Origin of the sequence: Pseudomonas sp. MWU12-2029 (assembly GCF_023242425.1) — a bacterium.
Classification (GTDB): domain Bacteria; phylum Pseudomonadota; class Gammaproteobacteria; order Pseudomonadales; family Pseudomonadaceae; genus Aquipseudomonas; species Aquipseudomonas kribbensis.
The window spans coordinates 680,258-700,543 of the sequence record NZ_JALJDY010000001.1; the positions used below are offsets into that span (position 1 = coordinate 680,258).

Genomic DNA, 20,286 nt, shown 5'->3' on the forward strand with positions numbered 1-20,286 from the left:
TGAAAGGCTCGCTAGTCTTTCATAGCCCGCTATTTCAAGGAACAGGGAGCTTCAATGAACGAGCAGCAAATTCTCTTGGCCTTCGGCGGTATCGGTGCTGCCGCTCTGGGCTGTCAATGGCTGGCGTGGCGGCTGAAGTTGCCGGCGATTCTGTTTCTGCTGTTGACCGGCATTCTCGCCGGCCCCGTGTTGGGCTGGCTCGACCCGCAGGAAATGTTTGGTCCGCTGCTGATGCCGCTGGTGTCACTGGCAGTGGCGCTGATCCTGTTCGAGGGCAGCCTGACCCTGCATCTGTCGGAGTGGCGCGAGATCGGCAGCGTCGTGCATCGGCTGGTGACCCTCGGCGCGCTATCGACCTGGACAGTGATTGCGGTGGCGACTCACTGGCTGCTGGGCTTCGACTGGCTGCTCGCCATCCTGTTCGGCAGCCTGACCCTGGTGACCGGCCCGACCGTGATCGTGCCGATGCTGCGCGTGGTACGACCGAAGGCTTCGATCGCCAACATCCTGCGCTGGGAAGGGATTGTGATCGACCCGATCGGCGCGCTGCTCGCGGTGGTGGTCTACAGCTTCATCATTGCCCGGACCGAAGGCCATGGCCTGGAACAGAGCCTGCTCACGTTCGGCGGGGTGATTGTCTGCGGCAGCGCGTTCGGCATCGCCGGTGGCTGGCTGCTCGGTACGATCATTCGGCGTCAATGGCTGCCGGAGTATTTGCACAATCTGGCATCGCTCGCAGCAGTGCTGGGGATATTCATCGCCGCCAACCAGACCATGCACGAATCCGGGCTGCTGGCGGTGACGCTGATGGGCATGTGGCTGGCGAACATGAAGGGCGTGGATGTGCGGCACATTCTGCACTTCAAGGAAAACCTCAGCGTGCTGCTGATTTCCGGGTTGTTCATTCTGCTGGCGGCGCGGCTGGACCTGAACGCGCTGATCGGTCTCGGACCGCTGGTGCTGATTCTGTTGCTGGTGATCCAGCTGATTGCCCGACCGCTGAACGTAGTCTTGAGTACCGCCGGTTCGAGCCTGAGTTGGCGTGAGCGTGCATTGCTGTGCTGGATCGCCCCGCGCGGGATCGTTGCGGCAGCAGTCTCGGCGATCTTTGCGATTCGCCTGGATGAAGCAGGCCATGAAGGCGCGCTGTTGCTGGTGCCGCTGACCTTCGCCGTGATCATCGGCACCGTCGTGCTGCAAAGTGCGACTGCCCGACCACTGGCGCGCCTGTTGAAAGTAGCGGAACCGGCACCCAGCGGTTTCCTCATCGTTGGTGCAAACGGTCCGGCGCGCCTGCTCGGCAAGTCGCTGCAACAACTCGGCAGCCGGGTGTTGCTCACCGATTCAAGCTGGGAAAACATTCGGGCGGCGCGCATGGATGGTTTGCCGACCTACTTCGGTAATCCGGCCTCGCAGCATGCCGATGCGCACCTGGACCTGGTGGGGCTGGGGCATTTGCTGGCGCTGTCACCGTCCGGCGAACTCAATACGCTGGCAGCCATGCGCTTTCGACATGACTTTGGCCATCAACGCCTGTTCGGACTGGCCAGTGGTCATGAAAGCCGCCGCAGCGACAAGCACCGCGCCAGCCTGGAACATCGCGGCAATCAACTGGGGAGCGAGGCGCTGACTTACGCCAGGCTGGCCAGCCAGTTGGGCCAGGGCGCCGATCTGTACAGCACGACGCTGACGGACGGGTTTGGCTGGGACGATTACCGGGCGCTGCATGGCAACCGCGCGACATTGCTTTTCATGCGCGATGACAGTGGCTGGGTGCACGTGGTGACGCCGGAGACCGTGCTGAAACCGGGGCCGGGGTGGACGTTGCTGGCGTTGATTCAGCCTGAGGTCAGCGGCGGAGCATAAATCCAATCACGGCTCGGTGCTTGATCAGACCGCGAAGCCCGGCAGCACGGGCACTGGCCGCTTGTCATCATCAATGGCAACGAAGCTGAACTGCCCGTGAATGGCTTTCTCACGCCCGTCGCAGCTCATGCTTTCAACGAACACTTCCACCTCGACCTTGAGGCTGGTGTTGCCGACCTTGATCACCCGCCCGACCAGCTCGACGATGGAACCTGCCGGGATCGCATGGTTGAAATCGATCCGGTCGGTGGAGACCGTCACCAGCGGCAAACGGCAGAAACGCGTGGCAGTGATGAACGACACTTCATCCATCCAGGCCAGGGCGGTGCCGCCGAACAGGGTGTTGTGGTGATTGGTGGTCGGCGGGAAGACCGCCTTGGTCACGCGGGTCACCGAGAGCTCGGTGCGGCGTTCGATTTCTTGCTCGCGAGATGTCATGGATACGGCCTGAAGCAATGGTGCTGTGGATAAATTGCGGACAACAAAAAAGCAGCCCGTAGGCTGCTTTTTTCTGCATCGGAAGCTGGACTTAAGCCAGTTTTTCCTTGATGCGAGCTGCTTTACCCGACAGGTCGCGCAGGTAGTACAGCTTGGCTTTACGTACGTCACCGCGACGTTTAACAGCCATGCTGTCGATCTGCGGGGAGTAGGTCTGGAAAGTACGTTCTACGCCAACACCGTTGGAGATTTTACGAACGGTGAACGCACTGTTCACGCCGCGGTTACGCTTGGCGATTACAACGCCTTCGAACGCTTGCAGACGGGAACGATCGCCTTCCTTCACTTTCACCTGAACGACAATGGTGTCGCCCGGGGCAAAGGCTGGGATCTCTTTGGTCATCTGCTCTGCTTCGAGTGCAAGGATGATTTTGTTGGTCATGCTGTGCTCCTAAGGTAAATCGTCGGATCTACCATCGATACGTTGTTAACTATCGTCCCGCTCGCGGATGTATTCCTCGAGCAGCTTCTTCTCTTCTCCAGAAAGCGAGCGGCTTTCCAGAAGATCGGCGCGTCGTTCATAGGTCCGACCAAGGGACTGCTGTAAACGCCAACGCCGGATGTGTGCGTGATTGCCACTTAGCAATACGTCGGGAACACGCTGATCCGCATACACCTCCGGTCGGGTGTAGTGCGGGCAATCCAGCAAACCATCCGTGAAGGAATCTTCCTCCGCGGAGTCCGCATGCCCTAAAGCTCCGGGCAGCAGTCGTGTAACCGCATCTATCAGGACCATCGCCGGCAGCTCGCCGCCAGACAGGACATAGTCCCCAATCGACCACTCTTCATCGACATGAGCATCAATAAAACGCTCGTCAATGCCTTCATAGCGACCGGCAATCAGGATCAATGCATCCGATTTCGCCAGTTCGCGTACCGCCGACTGAGTCAGTTGACGGCCTTGGGGGGACAGGTAAATCACCTTCGCCGCCTCCCCGGCTGCTGCCTTGGCCTGAACCAGAGCATCTTCCAGGGGCTTGATCTTCATCACCATGCCCGGACCACCGCCAAACGGGCGATCGTCCACAGTGTGATGCCGATCCGTCGTGTAATCCCGCGGATTCCAACAGGTCAGCTGCAAGAGCCCCTGTTTGACCGCTCGACTGGTGATGCCGTAGTCGCCGATGGCGGAAAACATCTCGGGAAACAAACTGATCACTTCTACGCGCAAGTTAGCCACGCTTAGAAGTCCGCGTCCCAATCCACCTTCATCTCGCCCGCTGCGAGGTCGACTGCCAACACGCATTGCTCCGTATAGGGCAACAGGCGTTCGCGATCATCCAGGCTGCCAGCGCAAGGCTTGACTACCATTACATCATTGGCGCCGGTTTCCAGAAGATGATCGATTTTTCCGAGCAGTTGCCCAAGCGTATCGATGACCTTCAGACCTTCCAGCTGGTACCAGTAGTACTCGCCTTCGGTCAATTCAGCGAACAGGCTGCGCGGCACGCAGATCTCGTAACCGGCCAGAAGACGAGCTTCTTCACGATCATCAAGACCCTTGAGCTTTGCGACCAGGAACTTGTCGCTCCCGCGTCCACTGACCAGCTCGACCTGTTTGACATTGCCTTCGCGCTTGAGCGTCCAGGTTTTGTACTGCAACAGGTTTTCAGTCGGATCAGTAAAGGAATAAACCTTCACTTCGCCGCGAACGCCGTGAACAGAATAAATTTTGCCAATAACGATCAAATCATCGGCAACAGCAGGCGTCGCGTTCATATTGCTCAGGCCGCAGCCTTAGCCGATTCCTTCAGCAACTGAGCAACACGCTCAGAAGGCTGTGCACCAACGCTCAGCCAGTAGGCTACGCGCTCTTGGTTCACGGACAGACGAACTTCCTGACCACGGGCAACAGGGTTGAAGAAACCAACCTGTTCTTTGTGGGAACCGTCACGCGGGTTGCGGGAGTCGGTTACGGTCAGGTGGTAAAACGGGCGCTTTTTGGAGCCGCCAAGGGCAAGACGGATTGTTAGCATGTGAACATCGTTCCTGTAGTCGGTGCTGCAAATCTAAATGCACAGCGGGCATGGGTGCCCGAAAGGCCGCATATTCTAAGGAATATCCGGACTTTTGCAAATGACTTTTTCCGGCGCCTATGGCATGCCGTGCTGATTTGCGGTAGAGCCGTCAATGAAAACGGCCAGTCAGCTCCCGCCGTATGCGGGTTTGCTGTGGATCCCGCATCCATGCGGGACTGCGCCGGTGCGACGACCGGCGAGTTCTTTTACAGTTTTGGCATGCCGCCGCCGGGCAGCATTCCGCCCATGCCGCGCATCATTTTCGCCATTCCGCCCTTGGCGGAGAATTTCTTCATCATTTTCTGCATCTGCTTGTGCTGCTTGATCAAGCGACCGATGTCCTGCACCTGGGTGCCGGAACCCATGGCGATCCGACGCTTGCGCGAACCGCTGATCAGCTCGGGGTCGCGGCGCTCGGCCGGGGTCATGGAGTTGATGATGGCTTCCATCTGCTTGAACTGCTTCTCTGCCGCACTCTGGGCATTGCCCATCTGCGACAGGTTGACGCCACCGATGCTCGGCAGCTTGTCCATGAGGCCGCCGAGGCCGCCCATGTTCTTCATCTGTTGCAGCTGATCGCGGAAGTCTTCGAGGTCGAAGCCCTTGCCCTTCTTCAGTTTCTTGGCCAGTTTGTCGGCCTTGTCCTTGTCGAGGGTCGCTTCAGCCTGTTCGATCAGGCTGAGCACATCGCCCATGCCGAGGATCCGCGAGGCGATACGCTCAGGGTGGAACGGGTCGAGGGCTTCGGTCTTCTCGCCCATACCGATGAACTTGATCGGCTTGCCGGTGATGGCACGAACGGACAGTGCGGCACCGCCACGGGCATCACCGTCGACCTTGGTCAGGATCACGCCGGTCAGCGGCAGTGCATCGCCAAAGGCCTTGGCCGTATTGGCGGCGTCCTGACCGGTCATGGCGTCGACCACGAACAGGGTTTCGACCGGGTTGATCGCGGCGTGCAGCGCCTTGATCTCGCCCATCATCTCTTCGTCGATGTGCAGACGACCGGCGGTATCGACGATGACCACGTCGATGAATTTCAGTTTTGCTTCTTTAATAGCCGCGTTGGCGATGTCGACCGGCTTCTGGCTCAGGTCGGACGGGAAAAACGTCACGCCGATGTCGTTGGCCAGGGTTTCCAGCTGTTTGATAGCGGCAGGACGATAGATGTCCGCCGACACGACCATGACCGACTTCTTCTTGCGCTCTTTAAGGAAGCGCGCCAGCTTGCCGGCGGTGGTGGTTTTACCGGCGCCCTGCAGACCGGCCATCAGGATGACGGCAGGCGGCACGGCGCTCAGGTTCAAGTCTTCGTTGGCCGCGCCCATCAGGCTTTCGAGCTCGGCCTGGACGATCTTCACGAACGCCTGGCCCGGCGTCAGGCTGCGCGACACCTCGGTGCCGACTGCACGTTCCTTGACCGAATTGACGAAGTCCTTGACCACCGGCAGGGCAACGTCGGCTTCGAGCAACGCCATGCGCACTTCACGCAGGGTGTCTTTAATGTTGTCTTCGGTCAGTTTCGCCTTGCCGGTGACATGGCGCAGCGTCTGCGAGAGACGGTCGGTTAAGTTTTCAAACATTGCGCGATCCTTTCAGGCCCTGTGTAGACCGGGATAATGGCGGCCCGGACCGGAATCAACATGTACTCGGCGAGCCTGCGGCGTGGGCAGGTCGCGGATTATAGCGAAGACTGCGTCTGGCGGACACCTCGCTGTCAGCTTGCCGGTCTTTCGTGCGATGACCGTTCTATGCCAAACTCAGCGCCTTTCGGGCTTGCCTAACAGGATTTATGCTCCCCTTGTCACCGAGTTTGCTGACCACCCTCGCCGCCGCCCTTCTCTATGCCGCTGCGACCCTCTATCAGGGCACCCGCCTGGCCACCGGCGCCAAGGCCAACAAGCGCCTGCTGGTCACGCTTGGCGTGCTCGCCGTGCTGGCCCACAGTGCCAGCCTGCTGACTCACCTGCTGACGCCGATCGGTCTGGGCCTGGACTTCTTCAGTGCTTCGAGCCTGATTGCCGCAGCGGTCATCGCCCTGACCCTGCTGGCCTGCTCGCGGATCCCGGTGGAAAACCTGCTGGTCCTGCTGTTCCCGCTGGGGGCGATCACTGTGTTGCTGGCGCAGTTCGCGCCAACCGGTACCGTGCAGATCATCGACGAGGAGCCGGGCATTCTTGCGCACATCCTGCTATCGATCCTCGCCTACGGCATGTTCACCATCGCCGTGTTCCAGGCCTTGTTGCTGCTGGTGCAGGATCACCAACTCAAGAACAAGCACCCGTCCGGGCTGATCAAGAACTTCCCGCCGCTGCAAACCATGGAAAGCCTGCTGTTCGGCTTCCTTTGGGCCGGCTGGACGCTGCTATCGCTGTCGCTGATTTCCGGCTGGCTGTTCGTCGAGAACCTGTTTGCCCAGCACCTGGTGCACAAGACCCTGCTGGCCTGCCTGGCCTGGATCGTGTTCAGCGTGCTGTTGTGGGGCCGCAACCGCCTGGGCTGGCGCGGCCACAAAGCGATCCGCTGGACCCTCGCCGGTTTCTGTCTGCTGATGTTGGCGTATTTCGGCAGCAAACTGGTCCGTGAATACATCCTGCACATCTGACGGGCGGCATAAATGGACGGTTTGCCCATAGGGCCGATGCTCGCGGTATTTGTCCTGCTGATTCTCTGGTCGGGGCTGTTTACCGCCATCGAAGTGGCGCAACAGCATCTGCTGGCACAACGCACCGCGTCGCGCGCCAGTGACAAACCACTGGCCAAGCTCAGCTTCCCGCTCGACAGCCTGATCCTGTGCAACACCCTGTGCCGCGCCCTCGCCGTGGTGCTTGCCACGCTGTTGGCGATTTTCCTTTGTGAAGAAAATGGTCCCTGGGCAGCCACCCTGGGTGCCGGCGCCGTCTTGCTGGTGTTTGCCGACTATTTCCCGCGCACCCTCGCCCAACGTTATCCGGATGCCGTGCTGTCATTCGGCAACACGTTGCTGGCAGTGCCGCTGAAAGTGATCTATCCGCTCGCATGGCTGCTGAGCAGCATCAGTGGATTGCTGCTACGTCCGCTGGTGCGCAAACCTCAGGTCGTGCAGCAGAGCGAAGACGATGTCCCCGCGGAGCGCCATGACGATCCGGAACACCCGTCTCGCCCGCACCCGGTTTCCGGCATCCATGCACTGGACAACATCACGGTCAACGACATCCTGGTGCCTCGCAGTGACGTCGACGGCATTAATCTCGACGATCCGATCGAAGAGATCATCGAGCAATTGCGCCACAACAAACGCACCCGCCTGCCGGTCTTCCACAGCGACATCAACCAGGTCGAGGCGGTCCTCAACACCCGGCAGGTCCGTCATTTGCTGGACGATCACAGCCTGACCCGCGAAGCCCTGCTGGCCGCCAGTTACGAGCCGTACTTCGTCCCGGAGAGCACACCGCTGCAACTGCAGCTACTGAATTTCCACAAGCAGCAGCGGCGCCTGGGCATGGTGGTGGACGAATACGGCGAAGTACTGGGAATCGTCACCCTGGAAGACATTCTCGAAGAGATCGTCGGCGAATTCGAAAGCGAACACAGCCTCGACAACCCGCACATCCATCCGCAGGCCGACGGGCGCATGGTGATCGACGGCGCGGCATCGATCCGCGAACTGAACAAATGCCTGGGCTGGCATCTGCCCAGCGACGGCCCGCGAACCCTGAATGGCCTGGTGACCGAAGCGCTGGAAACCATTCCGGAAAGCGCGGTGTGCCTGAAGATCGGGCGCTATCGCCTGGAGATCCTCGAAACCGAGGAAAACCGCGTGAGCAAAGTGCTCATCTGGCACACCAGCTCGGCACCGGCACTCACTCCCGTCCGCTAGCTCGCCCCTTGTTCAATCGTTAGCCACCTTCCTATAATCGCGGTGCTTACCCAAGCCCCGCCGAACCCCGTGCTTACCCCGCACCTGACAGGTTCCGGCCGGTTCATCGCCGCTTTCCGCATCACACCGACGACTGTTCCTACCTGAAACAGCGCTCGCGCCCTATCCCACATCCCCGGGTAGTCGACCATAATAATTCGCTCCAATGGAGCTCATGACTGTCAGGGATCACCGCATGACGACCAGCACAGCTTACAGCGACACCGCGCCGACCCAACCGGCCAACTCCGCCACCCGGGTGGCCACCGCGAGCTTCATCGGCACGGCCATCGAGTTCTACGATTTCTACGTCTATGCCACCGCCGCCGCACTGGTGATCGGGCCGGTATTCTTTCCGCAGACATCCGGCACCGCGCAGATGCTCTCTGCATTCCTCACCTTCGGTATCGCCTTCCTCGCCCGCCCGCTGGGTTCGGCGCTGTTCGGCCATTTCGGTGACCGGATCGGGCGCAAGTCCACGCTGGTGGCTTCGCTGCTGCTGATGGGGGTCTGCACCACGCTGATCGGCGTGCTGCCGGGTTACGACAGCATTGGAGCATGGGCGCCGATCCTGTTGTGTGTGCTGCGCTTCGGTCAGGGTCTCGGACTGGGCGGTGAATGGGGTGGCGCGGCATTGTTGGCCACCGAAAACGCGCCGAAAGGCAGACGGGCATGGTTCGGCATGTTCCCGCAGCTGGGCCCTTCGATCGGTTTTCTGGCGGCCAACGGCCTGTTCCTGACCCTGGCCATGACGCTCAATGACGAACAGTTCCGCAGTTGGGGCTGGCGGATACCGTTCCTGCTCAGTGCGGTACTTGTGATGGTCGGGCTGTACGTGCGCCTCAAACTCCACGAAACGCCAGTGTTCGCCAACGCCATCGCCCGCCAGGAGCGGGTGAAAGTGCCGCTGGTCGAGCTGTTCAGCCAATACTGGGCGCCAACGTTGTTGGGTGCTGCCGCCATGGTGGTCTGCTACGCGTTGTTCTACATCTCTACGGTGTTTTCCCTGAGCTACGGCGTGTCGACGCTGGGCTACAGCCGCGAGACATTCCTCGGTCTGCTGTGCTTCGCCGTGCTGTTCATGGCAGCCGCCACGCCGCTGTCAGCCTGGGCCAGTGACCGTTACGGGCGCAAACCGGTGCTGATCGTCGGCGGTGTGCTGGCGATTCTTTCCGGATTCCTGATGGAGCCGTTGCTGACTCAGGGCTCGACCTGGGGCGTGGCACTGTTCCTGTGCATCGAGCTGTTCCTGATGGGCGTGACGTTCGCCCCGATGGGCGCGCTGCTGCCGGAACTGTTTCCGACACACGTGCGGTATACCGGTGCATCGGCGGCCTACAACCTCGGCGGCATCGTTGGAGCCTCGGCGGCGCCGTTCTTTGCGCAGAAACTGGTGGCGATGGGTGGTTTGAGTTACGTCGGCGGGTATGTATCGGGGGCGGCAGTGCTCAGCTTGATCGCCGTGCTGTGCCTGAAGGAAACGCGCCATAACGACCTGAATCAGGTGTCGTAAGCGAAATGATCGCTCCCGCGCGGGCGGGAGCGATCAGACAGCGAGATTACAGCTCTACAACGACCGCCTGGGAAGCACGGGTCGCCTTGGCACGAGCGGCCTCGATCGACTCGTCGCGGGCCAGTGCAACACCCATGCGGCGCTGGCCATTGACCTCAGGCTTGCCGAACAGGCGCAGCGCGGTATCCGGCTCGCTCAGCGCAGCGCCAAGATTGGCGAATGCGGTCTGGGTCGACTGGCCTTCCACCAGAATCACCGCCGATGCCGATGGACCGAACTGACGGATCAGCGGCACCGGTAAACCAAGGATTGCCCGGGCGTGCAGGGCGAACTGCGACAGGTCCTGGGAAATCAGGGTCACCAGACCGGTGTCGTGCGGACGCGGCGACACTTCGCTGAACCACACCTGATCGCCCTTGATGAACAGCTCGACGCCGAACAGGCCACGGCCACCCAACGCCTCGGTCACGGCTTTGGCAACGCGCTCGGACTCAGCCAGAGCAATCGGGCTCATGGCTTGTGGCTGCCAGGATTCCTGATAGTCGCCCTTTTCCTGACGGTGGCCGACCGGTGCACAGAACGTGGTGCCGCCGATATGACGCACGGTCAGCAGGGTGATTTCGTAGTCGAAATCGATGAAGCCTTCGATGATCACCCGGCCTTTACCGGCACGACCGCCCTCTTGTGCGTAGTCCCAGGCTTTCTGCACGTCATCGGCGCTGCGCAGCAGGCTCTGGCCCTTGCCTGACGAACTCATCACCGGTTTGACGACGCACGGGAAACCCAGGTCCTGAACAGCCTTGCTGTAGTCCTCGAAGGTGTCGGCGAAGTGGTATGGCGAAGTCGGCAGATCCAGCTCTTCGGCGGCCAGACGACGAATGCCCTCGCGGTTCATGGTCAGCTGAGCGGCGCGGGCGGTCGGTATCACGGTGAAACCTTCGGCTTCCAGTTCGACCAGGGTGGCGGTGGCGATGGCTTCGATTTCCGGCACGATGAAGTGCGGCTTCTCGGCTTCGATCACCGCACGCAGGGCGGCGCCGTCGAGCATGTTGATCACGTGGCTGCGATGGGCGACCTGCATGGCCGGCGCATTGGCGTAACGGTCAACGGCGATCACTTCAACGCCCAGGCGTTGCAGCTCGATCACCACTTCCTTGCCCAACTCACCACAGCCACACAGCAATACGCGGGTCGCGGTCGGCGACAATGGAGTTCCGATACGGGTCATCTCAGGTCCTCAAAGAAGCGGATCATCGAGGAAAGCAACGCCAGACGCGCTTTCCATGGGGAGAAAGCGCGGCATTTTACATGAACCTGAGGGTTTGGCTTCAGCCGGCGACAGCCTGTTTGCGTTCGCGCCAGGCCATGATCAGCCAGACCGCAGTCACACCGGCGAACTTCGAGGCCAGGGCGGTGATGATCACCGGCGGTGTCAGCAGGTCGATCATGCCGAAAAAGATAAAGGTATCGAGGGGAATGCTCAGCGCCGAGCTGATCCACAGACGATCACGCAACGGACGCTTGGTGATGCTGAACACCAGCCAGTCGATGCACTCGGACACCGCAAACGCCGTGGCACTGGCCAGCGCGATTGATGGATCGGAGGTGACATAGGACAGCACCAGCGCCGCCAGCATCGCCACAATCGCGCCATGGCCAAAACGGATCTGCACCATGTCGCGCAGCACGAACACCAGCCCGCCCCAGGCCGACCAGATGATGTCCAGGTGCGGCGCGGTGGAGAAAGCGAAGTTGATCAGCACGACGCTGCTGATGTAAGCGATGAGGAAGAGCATGGGCGTGACCTGTCAATTTGGCGCACAGATTACTGGACCCGCAGATCAAGAGCCACCCCCTCACCCCAACCCTCTCCCCCAAGGGGGCGAGGGGGAAAGGGAGCAGATCGAGGGCTTTTCAAATCTTGAGTTCGACTCGGTATTTCAGGTCGATGTAGATCGGAAAAACAGCTCGGTCAGTCCCCTCTCCCTTCGGGAGAGGGCTAGGGTGAGGGCATTTTAAAGGTTGATTACGACTTCAAAGAAGGCAACATCCAAATCAATCCACTGGCCTTCGCCCGCTCATGACACAACCCGAGCACCACCCGCCGTTCGTCGTTGGTCATCCGGCTCCAGCGGGTGATTTCCTCGACCGTGCGCTGGCAACCGGTGCAAATGTCATCCTCGTCCAGCGCGCAAATGCTCACGCACGGCGAGGCGACAGGTCTTTCCGGGGTTGTCATTCTTCCTGCTCGACCAGATCACGCGCATAGCGCTGGGAGTTATGCACATAGTGCGCAGCACTGGCTTCGAGCATCTTTTTCTGCGGCTCGGTCAGTTCGCGCACGACCTTGCCCGGAGAGCCCATTACCAGCGAACCGTCCGGAATTTCCTTGCCTTCACCGATTAGCGAATTGGCGCCGATGATGCAGTTCTTGCCGATCTTCGCGCCGTTGAGGATGACGGCGTTGATGCCGATCAGGCTGTAATCGCCGACCGTGCAGCCGTGGAGCATGGCGTTGTGGCCAATAGTCACGCCGGTACCGATGGTCAGCGGAAAGCCCATGTCGGTGTGCATCACCGTGCCATCCTGCACGTTGCTGTTCTTGCCGATCAGGATCAGTTCGTTGTCGCCGCGCAACACGGCGTTGAACCAGACGTTAGCGCCCTCTTCCAGCTTGACCTTGCCCACCAGCACGGCGTTGGGGGCGACCCAGCTCTGCGGATGGGTTTCGACGCGGGCGTCGCCCAGGCGATATTTCATCTTGTTTTCCTCAGGGCTCACGATGGCTGACCATTCGAACGATGGCTTCAGGTATTGATAAAGCTTTTCGGCGGTCGATGCAGGCTGATTTTGGCGTCATAGAGCAGGTTGATCAACTCGACGATCATGATCGCCGTCAGCCCCCAGATCTTGTATTCGCCGTAACGATAGCTCGGCACGTACCAACTGCGACCCTGATAGTCGATGCGGTGGGTGTGTTCGCGCGGATCCTTGCGAAAAAACTCCAGGGGCACACTGAACACCGCAGCGATCTCGGCATCATTGGCCTGGTATTCGACGAAATCGGGAATCACCCCGACATACGGCGTGACCTTGATGCCATGCAGGGAGATCAATGGACTGAGCGGGCCGATCACTTCGACCAGTCCCGGCGGCAGGCCGATTTCCTCTTCGGCTTCACGCAGCGCGGTGAAGATCAGGTCCGGGTCTTCCGGATCGCGCCTGCCACCGGGAAAGGCGACTTCGCCACCGTGGGTCGAGAGCCCGCTGGCGCGCAGGGTGAGGACAAGCTCGGGTTCGTCACTGCGAGTAATCGGCACCAGGACGGCGGCCTCGGGGAAACGCGTGTCGGTCTCCAGCGTGCGCGGCGTGTGATTGCTTACCCGGTGCAGTAGCTCGTCCAGCATAAGTGTTCTCGATCTGTGCCTTGCCCTGCATCATGCACCAATCAATGCGACCGCCCAAGCCCTGAACAAGGGACATGTCGCGAAACGACAACTTGCCGACTGACACCGCTGCACGCCAAGATAGGCGCAGCATTCAGGAACCCCAGCATGAAATTTTGCAGCCAGTGCGGCAACCCGGTGACCCAGCGCATTCCCGAAGGCGACTCGCGGCTGCGATTTGTCTGCGACAGCTGTCAGACCATTCACTACCAAAACCCCAATATCGTGGCCGGCTGCGTGGCGACCTGGGGCAGTAAAGTCCTGCTCTGCCGCCGCGCCATCGAGCCACGTCTCGGTTACTGGACGCTGCCCGCCGGTTTCATGGAGAACGGCGAGACCATCGAACAGGCTGCCATCCGCGAAACCGCCGAGGAAGCCTGCGCCCGGGTGCGCAACCTGAGCATCTACACCCTGATCGACGTGCCGCACATCAGTCAGGTGCATGTGTTCTTTCGTGCCGAGCTCGCAGACCTGGATTTTTCCGCCGGCCCCGAGAGTCTCGAAGTGCAACTGTTCGACGAAGCGCAGATTCCATGGGACGAGCTGGCTTTCCGCACGGTGGGCCGTACCTTAGAATGCTTCTTCGCTGACCGCCGCGCCGAGACTTACCCCGTGCGCTCGGAATCGATTCCGCCGCTCGCTCAGCCGGCCATCACTTGATTTCAGCGCCAGCCGGCCGATAACCCGCGTGCGCAGCCCGCGACAGCGCCTGCATAAGATCTATAAATAAATTATCTGCATCACCTTCTGGGGAATCGTTTCAATGCGCTGGTTGCTTGCCCTGTTTTGCCTGTCGTTCGCCACCGTCTCCCAAGCGTCGTTCGTGACCACCGTGACGCCTTCGAACACCCCGCTCATCGAAAAAATACTGGTGCTCAAATCGGCTCATCAACTGCAGTTGATCGCCGACGGCAAACCGCTCAAGAGCTATCGCATTTCCCTGGGCAAGGGCGCGAAGAAAGGTCCGAAACTGATTGAAGGCGATAAACGCACACCTGAAGGTTTCTATTGGATCGACTGGCGCAAGACCAGCGACAAATTCAACCTGTCGATGCACATCTCCTACCCGAACATCAGCGACTCCGCCCGCGCCCGCCGCGAAGGCGTCGAGCCCGGCGGCATGATCATGATCCATGGCACGCCGGATTCCGCAGAGAACCCGGAAAACCTGTTCCATACCCTGGACTGGACCGACGGCTGCATCGCCATGCGCAACGTCGACATGCGCGAAGTCTGGAACCTGGTGCCGGACGGCACGATGATCGAAATCCGCCCCTGATTCTGTCACCAGGGCACCTGCTCTCCCCGGGCCGCGAAGCGGCCCTTTCCCCTGACCATTGGTCGCCCGCAAAAAATAAATACAAAAGATCGCAGCCTGCGGCAACGCCTGAACGGTGATACCACTTTCACCCGCCGGAACTGCCGCAGACTGCGATCTTTTGCGTTCTCGCACCCACCTCTAATACCACTTGAAACCACCCGCCCTCAAACACCCGATCCAAAAGGACTACAGGCCCTTCCGCTGCGTTGACATGGTATTCAAGTGGTATTAGTTTTCGCCGAAACAGCGAGCGACAACAATCCAATACCAGCTCCGGAAGTGCCTGCATGAACGATCTCCACGCCCTGCGCCCTGACGACTCCCAGCCGACGCCGCTGTACCTGCAATTGGCGCGCAACCTGGAGGCGGCGATCCACGCGGGCCAGTGGAAAGCGGAACAGGCGATGCCATCCGAACGCAACCTCAGCGAAATGCTGGGGATTTCCCGAGTCACCGCGCGCAAAGCGCTGGAAGTCCTGCTCGACCAAGGTTTGATCCGCCGCCTGCAAGGCTCCGGCACCTTCATCACTCCGCGCCTTGAACAACCGCTGTCGCGCCTGTCGGGCTTCAGCGAAATGCTCCGTCTCAAGGGTTTCGTGCCCAGCTCGCAATGGCTCGAGCGGGAAATCACCCTGCCCACCCACGAAGAATTGATCCGCCTCGGCCTGTCGCCGAACGACAAGGTCGCGCGCATGAAACGCCTGCGCAAGGCCGACGACACGGTGATGGCTATCGAGATGAGCACCCTGCCCGCCTCGATCATGCCCAAGCCGCAAGTGGTGGGCGATTCCCTCTACGAACACCTCGACAGCATCGGCAAGCCGATCGTGCGCGCCTTGCAGCACATCCAGGCGATCAACGCCTCGGACGAGTTCGCCGCGCTGGTCGGCATCGCACCCGGCACTGCGATGCTGCTGATGACCCGGGTCGGCTACCTGGAAGACAACACGCCGATCGAAGTCACCGACACCTATTGCCGCAACGACTACTACGACTTTGTTGCAGAGCTTCGCCGCTGATCAGCAGCCAGGCCAAACGAGAGAAGCGAAATGTCCGAAGACAACATCCTCACCGCTGACGGCTGGATTCGCGGCCGGCTGATCCACGAACACGGCAGAGTCGTGTCCATCGAAGGCGTGCCCTGCGATCCGGCGGACAACGACCTGCCTTACCTGCTGCCGGGTTTCATCGACCTGCACGTTCACGGCGGCGGCGGCAAGGACATCATGGAAGGCACCAGCGCCTTCGAAACCATCACCCGAACCCACGTGCGTTTCGGCACAACCTCGCTGCTGGCTACCACGATGACCGCGCCGAGTGCGGAGATTGCCAGCGTGCTCAAGGATGTCGGGGAATTCTGTGAGCAGCGTCCGAAAGGCGCCGCCCGGGTCCTCGGCGTTCACCTCGAAGGCCCGTACATCAATCCCGGCAAACTCGGCGCGCAGCCGAACTTCGCCCACACCGCGTTGATGGCCGAGGTCGAAGAGTATCTGGCGCTGGCGCCGATCCGGGTGATCACCATCGCCCCGGAAATCGCCGGTCACGACGGTTTGATCCGCGCCCTCAGCGCACGCGGCATTCGCATGCAGATCGGCCACACACTCGGCAGTTACGAGGAAGGCGTCGCCGCTCTCGAGGCCGGCGCCACCAGTTTCACGCATTTGTACAACGCCATGAGCCCACTGCATCACCGCGAACCGGGGATCGTCGGCGCGGCACTGGCCCACGCCAAGTTCGCCGAACTGATCCCGGATCTGCTGCACGTGCACCCCGGTGCGATCCGCGTGGCCCTGCGCTCGATCCCGTGCCTGTACTGCGTCACCGATTCGACCGCCGCCGCCGGCATGCCCGACGGCGAGTACAAGCTCGGCAGCCACACCGTCACCAAATGCCTGGGCGGGGTGCGCCTGCCAGACGGCACGCTGGCCGGCAGCACCCTGACCATGGATCAGGCTTTGCGCAATCTGGTGAAGATCGGTCTACCGATAGCCGAGGCCTCGCAACGTCTTTCGCAATTCCCCGCCGACTACCTCGGCATCACCGAACGCGGGCGCCTTGCACCTGGCGCCTGGGCCGACTGCGTGCGGCTGGATCGCTCACTCACACTGACCGCCGTCATGGTCGAAGGAGAAGACATTGACTTCAAAAATGCTTGAGGAGGCGCTGTCCTCGTTCGAGGCCGTGCAAGCCCAACTGCAACAGCTCGATGCTTCGATGATCGAGATCGCCGGGCGCCTGCGCCGTCAGCCGCCGCAAGTGGCGATGACCGTCGCCCGTGGCAGTTCCGACCATGCGGCCAGCTATTTTGCCTACCTGACCATGCAGCAACTGGGGATTCCGGTGGCGTCGCTGCCGATGTCGGTGGTCACCATGCAGCAGGCGCCGTTGAAGGTCAGCGGTCAGGTCGCGTTCGCGTTTTCCCAGTCGGGGCAGAGCCCGGATCTGGTCAACAGCCTGCGTCTGCTGCGCAAGCGTGGCGCCCTGAGCGTGTCGATGGTCAACGCCGCCGACTCGCCGCTGGAAGCCGCATGCGAGTTCAGCCTGCCGCTGCTGGCCGGCACCGAAAGCAGCGTCGCCGCGACCAAGAGTTTCATCGCCACCCTCAGCGCCAGCGCCCGCCTGATCGCCCACTGGAAAGAAGACAGTGAATTGCTGGAGGCACACAACGCCCTGCCCGAAGGCTTGCGCGACGCCGCGCAACAGGACTGGAGCCCGGCCATCGATGCCCTGCGCGATTGCGAACGCCTGATGGTGATCGGCCGTGGCGCCGGTTTCGCCATCGCCCAGGAAGCCGCGCTGAAATTCAAGGAAACCTCGGCGATCCAGGCCGAAGCCTTCAGCAGCGCCGAAGTGCGTCACGGCCCGATGGCTCTGATCGACGCCAACTACCCTTTGCTGGTGTTTGCCCCGCGCGGCGCCGAGCAGGCCGGCCTGCTGAGCCTGGCGGCGGAAATGCGTCAGCGTGGTGCCCGTGTACTGCTGGCGGCGCCGGATGATGTGCTCGAACGCGACCTGACCCTGAGCCGTGCCGAACACCCGGCGCTCGATCCGATCCTGGCGATCCAGAGTTTCTACGTGATGGCCGCCAACCTGGCCGTGGCCCGTGGCATGGACCCGGATCAGCCGCGCCACCTGAGCAAAGTCACCCGTACGCACTGAGTCCGAACCGAACGTTTTCCTGATGAGACCGAGCCATGCACAACAACAATAAAGAGCTGACTTTAAGCGCCCCGCTCAGCGGCCCGGTGCTCACGCTCGCCAAAGTTCCGGACGCGGTGTTCGCCAGCGGCGCAATGGGTGACGGCATTGCCATCGATCCGCTGAACGACACCCTTTATTCGCCTTGCGCCGGGGTGGTGATCCACGTCGCCCGCACCGGCCATGCAGTGACCGTGCGAGCCGACAACGGCGCGGAAATCCTCCTGCACTTGGGGCTCGATACCGTCGAGTTGCAGGGCGAAGGTTTTTCGATGCTGGTCAAAGAAGGCACCCGGGTCAGCAGTGGCCAGCCGCTGCTGCGCTATGACCTGGACAAGGTCGGCCGTCAGTGCAAAAGCCTGGTCAGCCTGTTGATCCTGACCAACAGCCAGGATTTCCAGGCGCGTCCCATCACTCTGAAAACGGTGAAAGTCGGCGAACCGCTGCTGCACATCGTCGCCCGTCACGGCACGGCGGCGAATGCGGAAGAACCCGGCGGCCCGGAAGTTCACGGTCATGTGCGGGTCGCCCACCGTGGCGGTCTGCATGCGCGTCCGGCGGCGTTGATCCGCCAGACGGCGCAAGGTTTCAAGAGCCAATCGCAGCTGCATTTCGCCGGCAAATCGGCACCGTGCAACAGCCTCATCGGCTTGATGGGCCTGGCGATTGGCGAACAGGACGAAGTGCAGGTCAGTTGCCAGGGTTCCGACGCGCAAGCGGCGTTGCAAGCGTTACTCGCTGCACTGGCTACCGCCCTGCCGGAGGATCATCACGCCGCTGCACCGGTTGCTGCCGCCCCACGCAATCGCCCGGCCGAGTCCGGCGTGTTGCACGGCGTGTGCGCAGCACCGGGTCTGGTCGGCGGGCCGTTGTTTCGCCTGAATGCGATCAGCCTGCCGGCGGACGCCGGCAATCATCAGCCCGAGCAACAATTGCAGATCCTCGATACGGCGCTGAATCAGGTTCGCAGCGAAATCGACGGCACACTCGCCCAGGCGAAAAAACAGCGCAATGCCGACGAAGAAGCGATCTTCGCCGCGCACCTGGCGCTGCTGGAAGACCCGGCCCTGCTCGACGCCGCGCAGCAATCGATTGAAACCGGTACTGCGGCGACCCACGCCTGGAGCCAATCCATCGATACGCAATGCGAAGTGCTGCAAAACACCGGCAGCCCGCTCCTGGCCGAGCGCGCCAACGATCTGCGCGATTTGAAACAACGGGTGCTGCGCGCGCTGCTCGGCGAAGCCTGGCATTACGAAGTGCCGGCCGGCGCCATCGTCGCCGCTCACGAACTGACGCCGTCGGATCTGCTGCAACTGAGCGCGCAAGGCGTCGCCGGGTTGTGCATGGCCGAAGGTGGCGCGACTTCCCATGTGGCGATTCTGGCCCGGGGCAAAGGCCTGCCGTGCATGGTCGCACTGGGCTCGGCGCTGCTTGATCAAACGCAAGGCCAATCGGTGGTCCTCGACGCCGACGGCGGACGCCTCGAACTGACGCCGAACGCCGAGCGCCTGGCCGAAGTCCAACAAGCGCAAATCGACCGTCAGCAACGTCGCGATGCCCAGCAAGCCAAAGCCCATCTACCGGCGGAAACCCGCAACGGCGTGGCCATCGAAGTGGTCGCCAACGTCGCCTCCAGCCATGAAGCAGCGGACGCGTTTGCCAATGGCGCCGATGGCGTCGGCCTGCTGCGCACCGAGTTCCTGTTCGTCGACCGCCACACTGCGCCAGACGTCGAAGAGCAACGCACCGCCTATCAAGCCGTGATCGATGCCATGGGCGACAAGTCGGTGATCATCCGCACTATCGACGTCGGTGGCGACAAGCAACTCGACTACCTGCCGCTGCCGGTGGAGGCCAACCCGGTGCTGGGTCTACGCGGTATTCGTCTGGCTCAGGCCCGCCCGGAAATCCTCGATCAGCAACTGCGCGCCCTGCTGCAAGTCAGCCCGTTGCAGCGCTGCCGGATCCTGTTGCCGATGGTCACCGAAGTCGACGAACTGCTGCACATTCGCCAGCGGGTCGATGCGCTGTGTCTGGAACTCGGCATCAATCAACGTCCTGAAATCGGCGTGATGATCGAAGTCCCGGCCGCTGCATTGCAGGCCGAGCAACTGGCCGAACACGCCGACTTCCTGTCCATCGGCACCAACGACCTGTCGCAATACACCCTGGCCATGGACCGCGACCACGCCGGCCTCGCCGCACGGGTCGATGCCCTGCACCCGGCGCTGCTGCGCCTGATCGCCATGACCTGCGAAGGCGCGGCGGTGCATAAACGCTGGGTCGGCGTGTGCGGCGCACTGGCTTCCGATCCGCTGGCGACGCCGGTGTTGATCGGCCTGGGCGTGACCGAGCTGTCGGTGAGCCCGGTACAAATTGGTGAAATCAAGGATCGCGTGCGCCAGCTGCACGAAGCCGAATGCCAACGCCTCGCCCGGGATTTGCTCAAGCTGAGCAGCGCCGCCGCAGTGCGTCACGCCTGTCATCAACACTGGCCTCTGCGCTAACAAAAACAACAAGGACAA

21 protein-coding genes are annotated in these 20,286 nt (G+C 61.4%); 10 read left to right on the top strand and 11 right to left on the bottom strand.

What is annotated here, in order from left to right:
* Window positions 1–54 precede the first annotated feature (54 nt).
* A complete protein-coding gene (locus tag M5B44_RS03300) occupies window positions 55–1,866 on the top strand; it encodes a cation:proton antiporter (protein ID WP_248738218.1) in 1,812 nt (603 codons plus the stop codon).
* Between the two features lie 24 nt (window positions 1,867–1,890).
* Here M5B44_RS03300 and M5B44_RS03305 read toward each other — a convergent pair whose 3' ends face one another.
* The 6 genes from M5B44_RS03305 to ffh all read right to left on the bottom strand — a co-directional run bounded on the left by M5B44_RS03305 (window position 1,891) and on the right by ffh (window position 5,965).
* Window positions 1,891–2,304 carry an acyl-CoA thioesterase gene (locus tag M5B44_RS03305; protein WP_248738219.1) on the bottom strand — a complete coding sequence of 138 codons (414 nt, stop codon included), beginning with the start codon at window positions 2,302–2,304 and terminating at the stop codon, window positions 1,891–1,893.
* Between the two features lie 91 nt (window positions 2,305–2,395).
* The gene (gene rplS / locus M5B44_RS03310) at window positions 2,396–2,746 is read right to left on the bottom strand and encodes a 50S ribosomal protein L19 (RefSeq protein ID WP_009047143.1); all 351 of its coding nucleotides are present in this window, start codon (window positions 2,744–2,746) and stop codon (window positions 2,396–2,398) included.
* Between the two features lie 45 nt (window positions 2,747–2,791).
* Window positions 2,792–3,544: a tRNA (guanosine(37)-N1)-methyltransferase TrmD gene (trmD, locus tag M5B44_RS03315; RefSeq protein ID WP_085711645.1), complete on the bottom strand. Its 753-nt coding sequence runs from the start codon at window positions 3,542–3,544 to the stop codon at window positions 2,792–2,794.
* Between the two features lie 2 nt (window positions 3,545–3,546).
* Window positions 3,547–4,083 (bottom strand): ribosome maturation factor RimM, encoded by a 537-nt coding sequence (gene rimM, locus M5B44_RS03320; protein WP_085711646.1) that lies wholly within the window; start codon window positions 4,081–4,083, stop codon window positions 3,547–3,549.
* 5 nt (window positions 4,084–4,088) lie between these two features.
* The gene (rpsP, locus tag M5B44_RS03325) at window positions 4,089–4,340 is read right to left on the bottom strand and encodes a 30S ribosomal protein S16 (RefSeq protein WP_003198088.1); all 252 of its coding nucleotides are present in this window, start codon (window positions 4,338–4,340) and stop codon (window positions 4,089–4,091) included.
* A 248-nt stretch (window positions 4,341–4,588) separates the two neighbouring features.
* Window positions 4,589–5,965 carry a signal recognition particle protein gene (gene ffh, locus M5B44_RS03330; RefSeq protein WP_085711647.1) on the bottom strand — a complete coding sequence of 459 codons (1,377 nt, stop codon included), beginning with the start codon at window positions 5,963–5,965 and terminating at the stop codon, window positions 4,589–4,591.
* 209 nt (window positions 5,966–6,174) lie between these two features.
* Here ffh and M5B44_RS03335 point away from each other — a divergent pair, with 209 nt between their 5' ends.
* The 3 genes from M5B44_RS03335 to M5B44_RS03345 all read left to right on the top strand — a co-directional run bounded on the left by M5B44_RS03335 (window position 6,175) and on the right by M5B44_RS03345 (window position 9,793).
* Window positions 6,175–6,987, top strand: a complete 813-nt coding sequence (locus M5B44_RS03335) for an inner membrane protein YpjD (protein WP_085711648.1) — start codon at window positions 6,175–6,177, stop codon at window positions 6,985–6,987.
* 12 nt (window positions 6,988–6,999) lie between these two features.
* The gene (locus M5B44_RS03340; RefSeq protein ID WP_248738220.1) at window positions 7,000–8,241 is read left to right on the top strand and encodes a transporter associated domain-containing protein; all 1,242 of its coding nucleotides are present in this window, start codon (window positions 7,000–7,002) and stop codon (window positions 8,239–8,241) included.
* 235 nt (window positions 8,242–8,476) lie between these two features.
* Window positions 8,477–9,793 (top strand): MFS transporter, encoded by a 1,317-nt coding sequence (locus M5B44_RS03345; protein WP_248738221.1) that lies wholly within the window; start codon window positions 8,477–8,479, stop codon window positions 9,791–9,793.
* A 46-nt stretch (window positions 9,794–9,839) separates the two neighbouring features.
* Here M5B44_RS03345 and purT read toward each other — a convergent pair whose 3' ends face one another.
* The 5 genes from purT to M5B44_RS03370 form a co-directional block, all read right to left on the bottom strand.
* The gene (purT, locus tag M5B44_RS03350; protein WP_024011715.1) at window positions 9,840–11,021 is read right to left on the bottom strand and encodes a formate-dependent phosphoribosylglycinamide formyltransferase; all 1,182 of its coding nucleotides are present in this window, start codon (window positions 11,019–11,021) and stop codon (window positions 9,840–9,842) included.
* A gap of 100 nt (window positions 11,022–11,121) precedes the next feature.
* Window positions 11,122–11,589 (bottom strand): VUT family protein, encoded by a 468-nt coding sequence (locus M5B44_RS03355; protein ID WP_248738222.1) that lies wholly within the window; start codon window positions 11,587–11,589, stop codon window positions 11,122–11,124.
* Between the two features lie 230 nt (window positions 11,590–11,819).
* Window positions 11,820–12,032: a DUF1289 domain-containing protein gene (locus tag M5B44_RS03360; RefSeq protein ID WP_248738223.1), complete on the bottom strand. Its 213-nt coding sequence runs from the start codon at window positions 12,030–12,032 to the stop codon at window positions 11,820–11,822.
* Complete coding sequence (locus M5B44_RS03365; protein ID WP_034154816.1) at window positions 12,029–12,553, bottom strand: gamma carbonic anhydrase family protein; 525 nt, start codon at window positions 12,551–12,553, stop codon at window positions 12,029–12,031. Before M5B44_RS03365 ends, M5B44_RS03360 begins: the two co-directional genes overlap by 4 nt.
* A gap of 47 nt (window positions 12,554–12,600) precedes the next feature.
* A complete protein-coding gene (locus M5B44_RS03370) occupies window positions 12,601–13,200 on the bottom strand; it encodes a CoA pyrophosphatase (protein ID WP_085711654.1) in 600 nt (199 codons plus the stop codon).
* Window positions 13,201–13,347: 147 nt separating this feature from the next.
* On the opposite strand from M5B44_RS03370, the gene M5B44_RS03375 reads away from it, so the two are divergent.
* From M5B44_RS03375 to ptsP, 6 genes are all read left to right on the top strand, one after another.
* On the top strand, window positions 13,348–13,899 hold the full coding sequence (locus tag M5B44_RS03375) for an NUDIX hydrolase (protein ID WP_096819233.1): 552 nt from the start codon (window positions 13,348–13,350) through the stop codon (window positions 13,897–13,899).
* Between the two features lie 103 nt (window positions 13,900–14,002).
* Window positions 14,003–14,518, top strand: coding sequence for a L,D-transpeptidase family protein (locus tag M5B44_RS03380; RefSeq protein ID WP_248738224.1), 516 nt, complete (start codon window positions 14,003–14,005; stop codon window positions 14,516–14,518).
* 329 nt (window positions 14,519–14,847) lie between these two features.
* Window positions 14,848–15,579: a GntR family transcriptional regulator gene (locus M5B44_RS03385; protein WP_007954613.1), complete on the top strand. Its 732-nt coding sequence runs from the start codon at window positions 14,848–14,850 to the stop codon at window positions 15,577–15,579.
* A gap of 30 nt (window positions 15,580–15,609) precedes the next feature.
* On the top strand, window positions 15,610–16,716 hold the full coding sequence (nagA, locus tag M5B44_RS03390) for an N-acetylglucosamine-6-phosphate deacetylase (protein ID WP_248738225.1): 1,107 nt from the start codon (window positions 15,610–15,612) through the stop codon (window positions 16,714–16,716).
* Complete coding sequence (locus tag M5B44_RS03395; RefSeq protein WP_248738226.1) at window positions 16,697–17,719, top strand: SIS domain-containing protein; 1,023 nt, start codon at window positions 16,697–16,699, stop codon at window positions 17,717–17,719. Before nagA ends, M5B44_RS03395 begins: the two co-directional genes overlap by 20 nt.
* 35 nt (window positions 17,720–17,754) lie before the next feature.
* Window positions 17,755–20,268, top strand: coding sequence for a phosphoenolpyruvate--protein phosphotransferase (gene ptsP, locus M5B44_RS03400; RefSeq protein WP_248738227.1), 2,514 nt, complete (start codon window positions 17,755–17,757; stop codon window positions 20,266–20,268).
* Window positions 20,269–20,286: the final 18 nt, after the last annotated feature.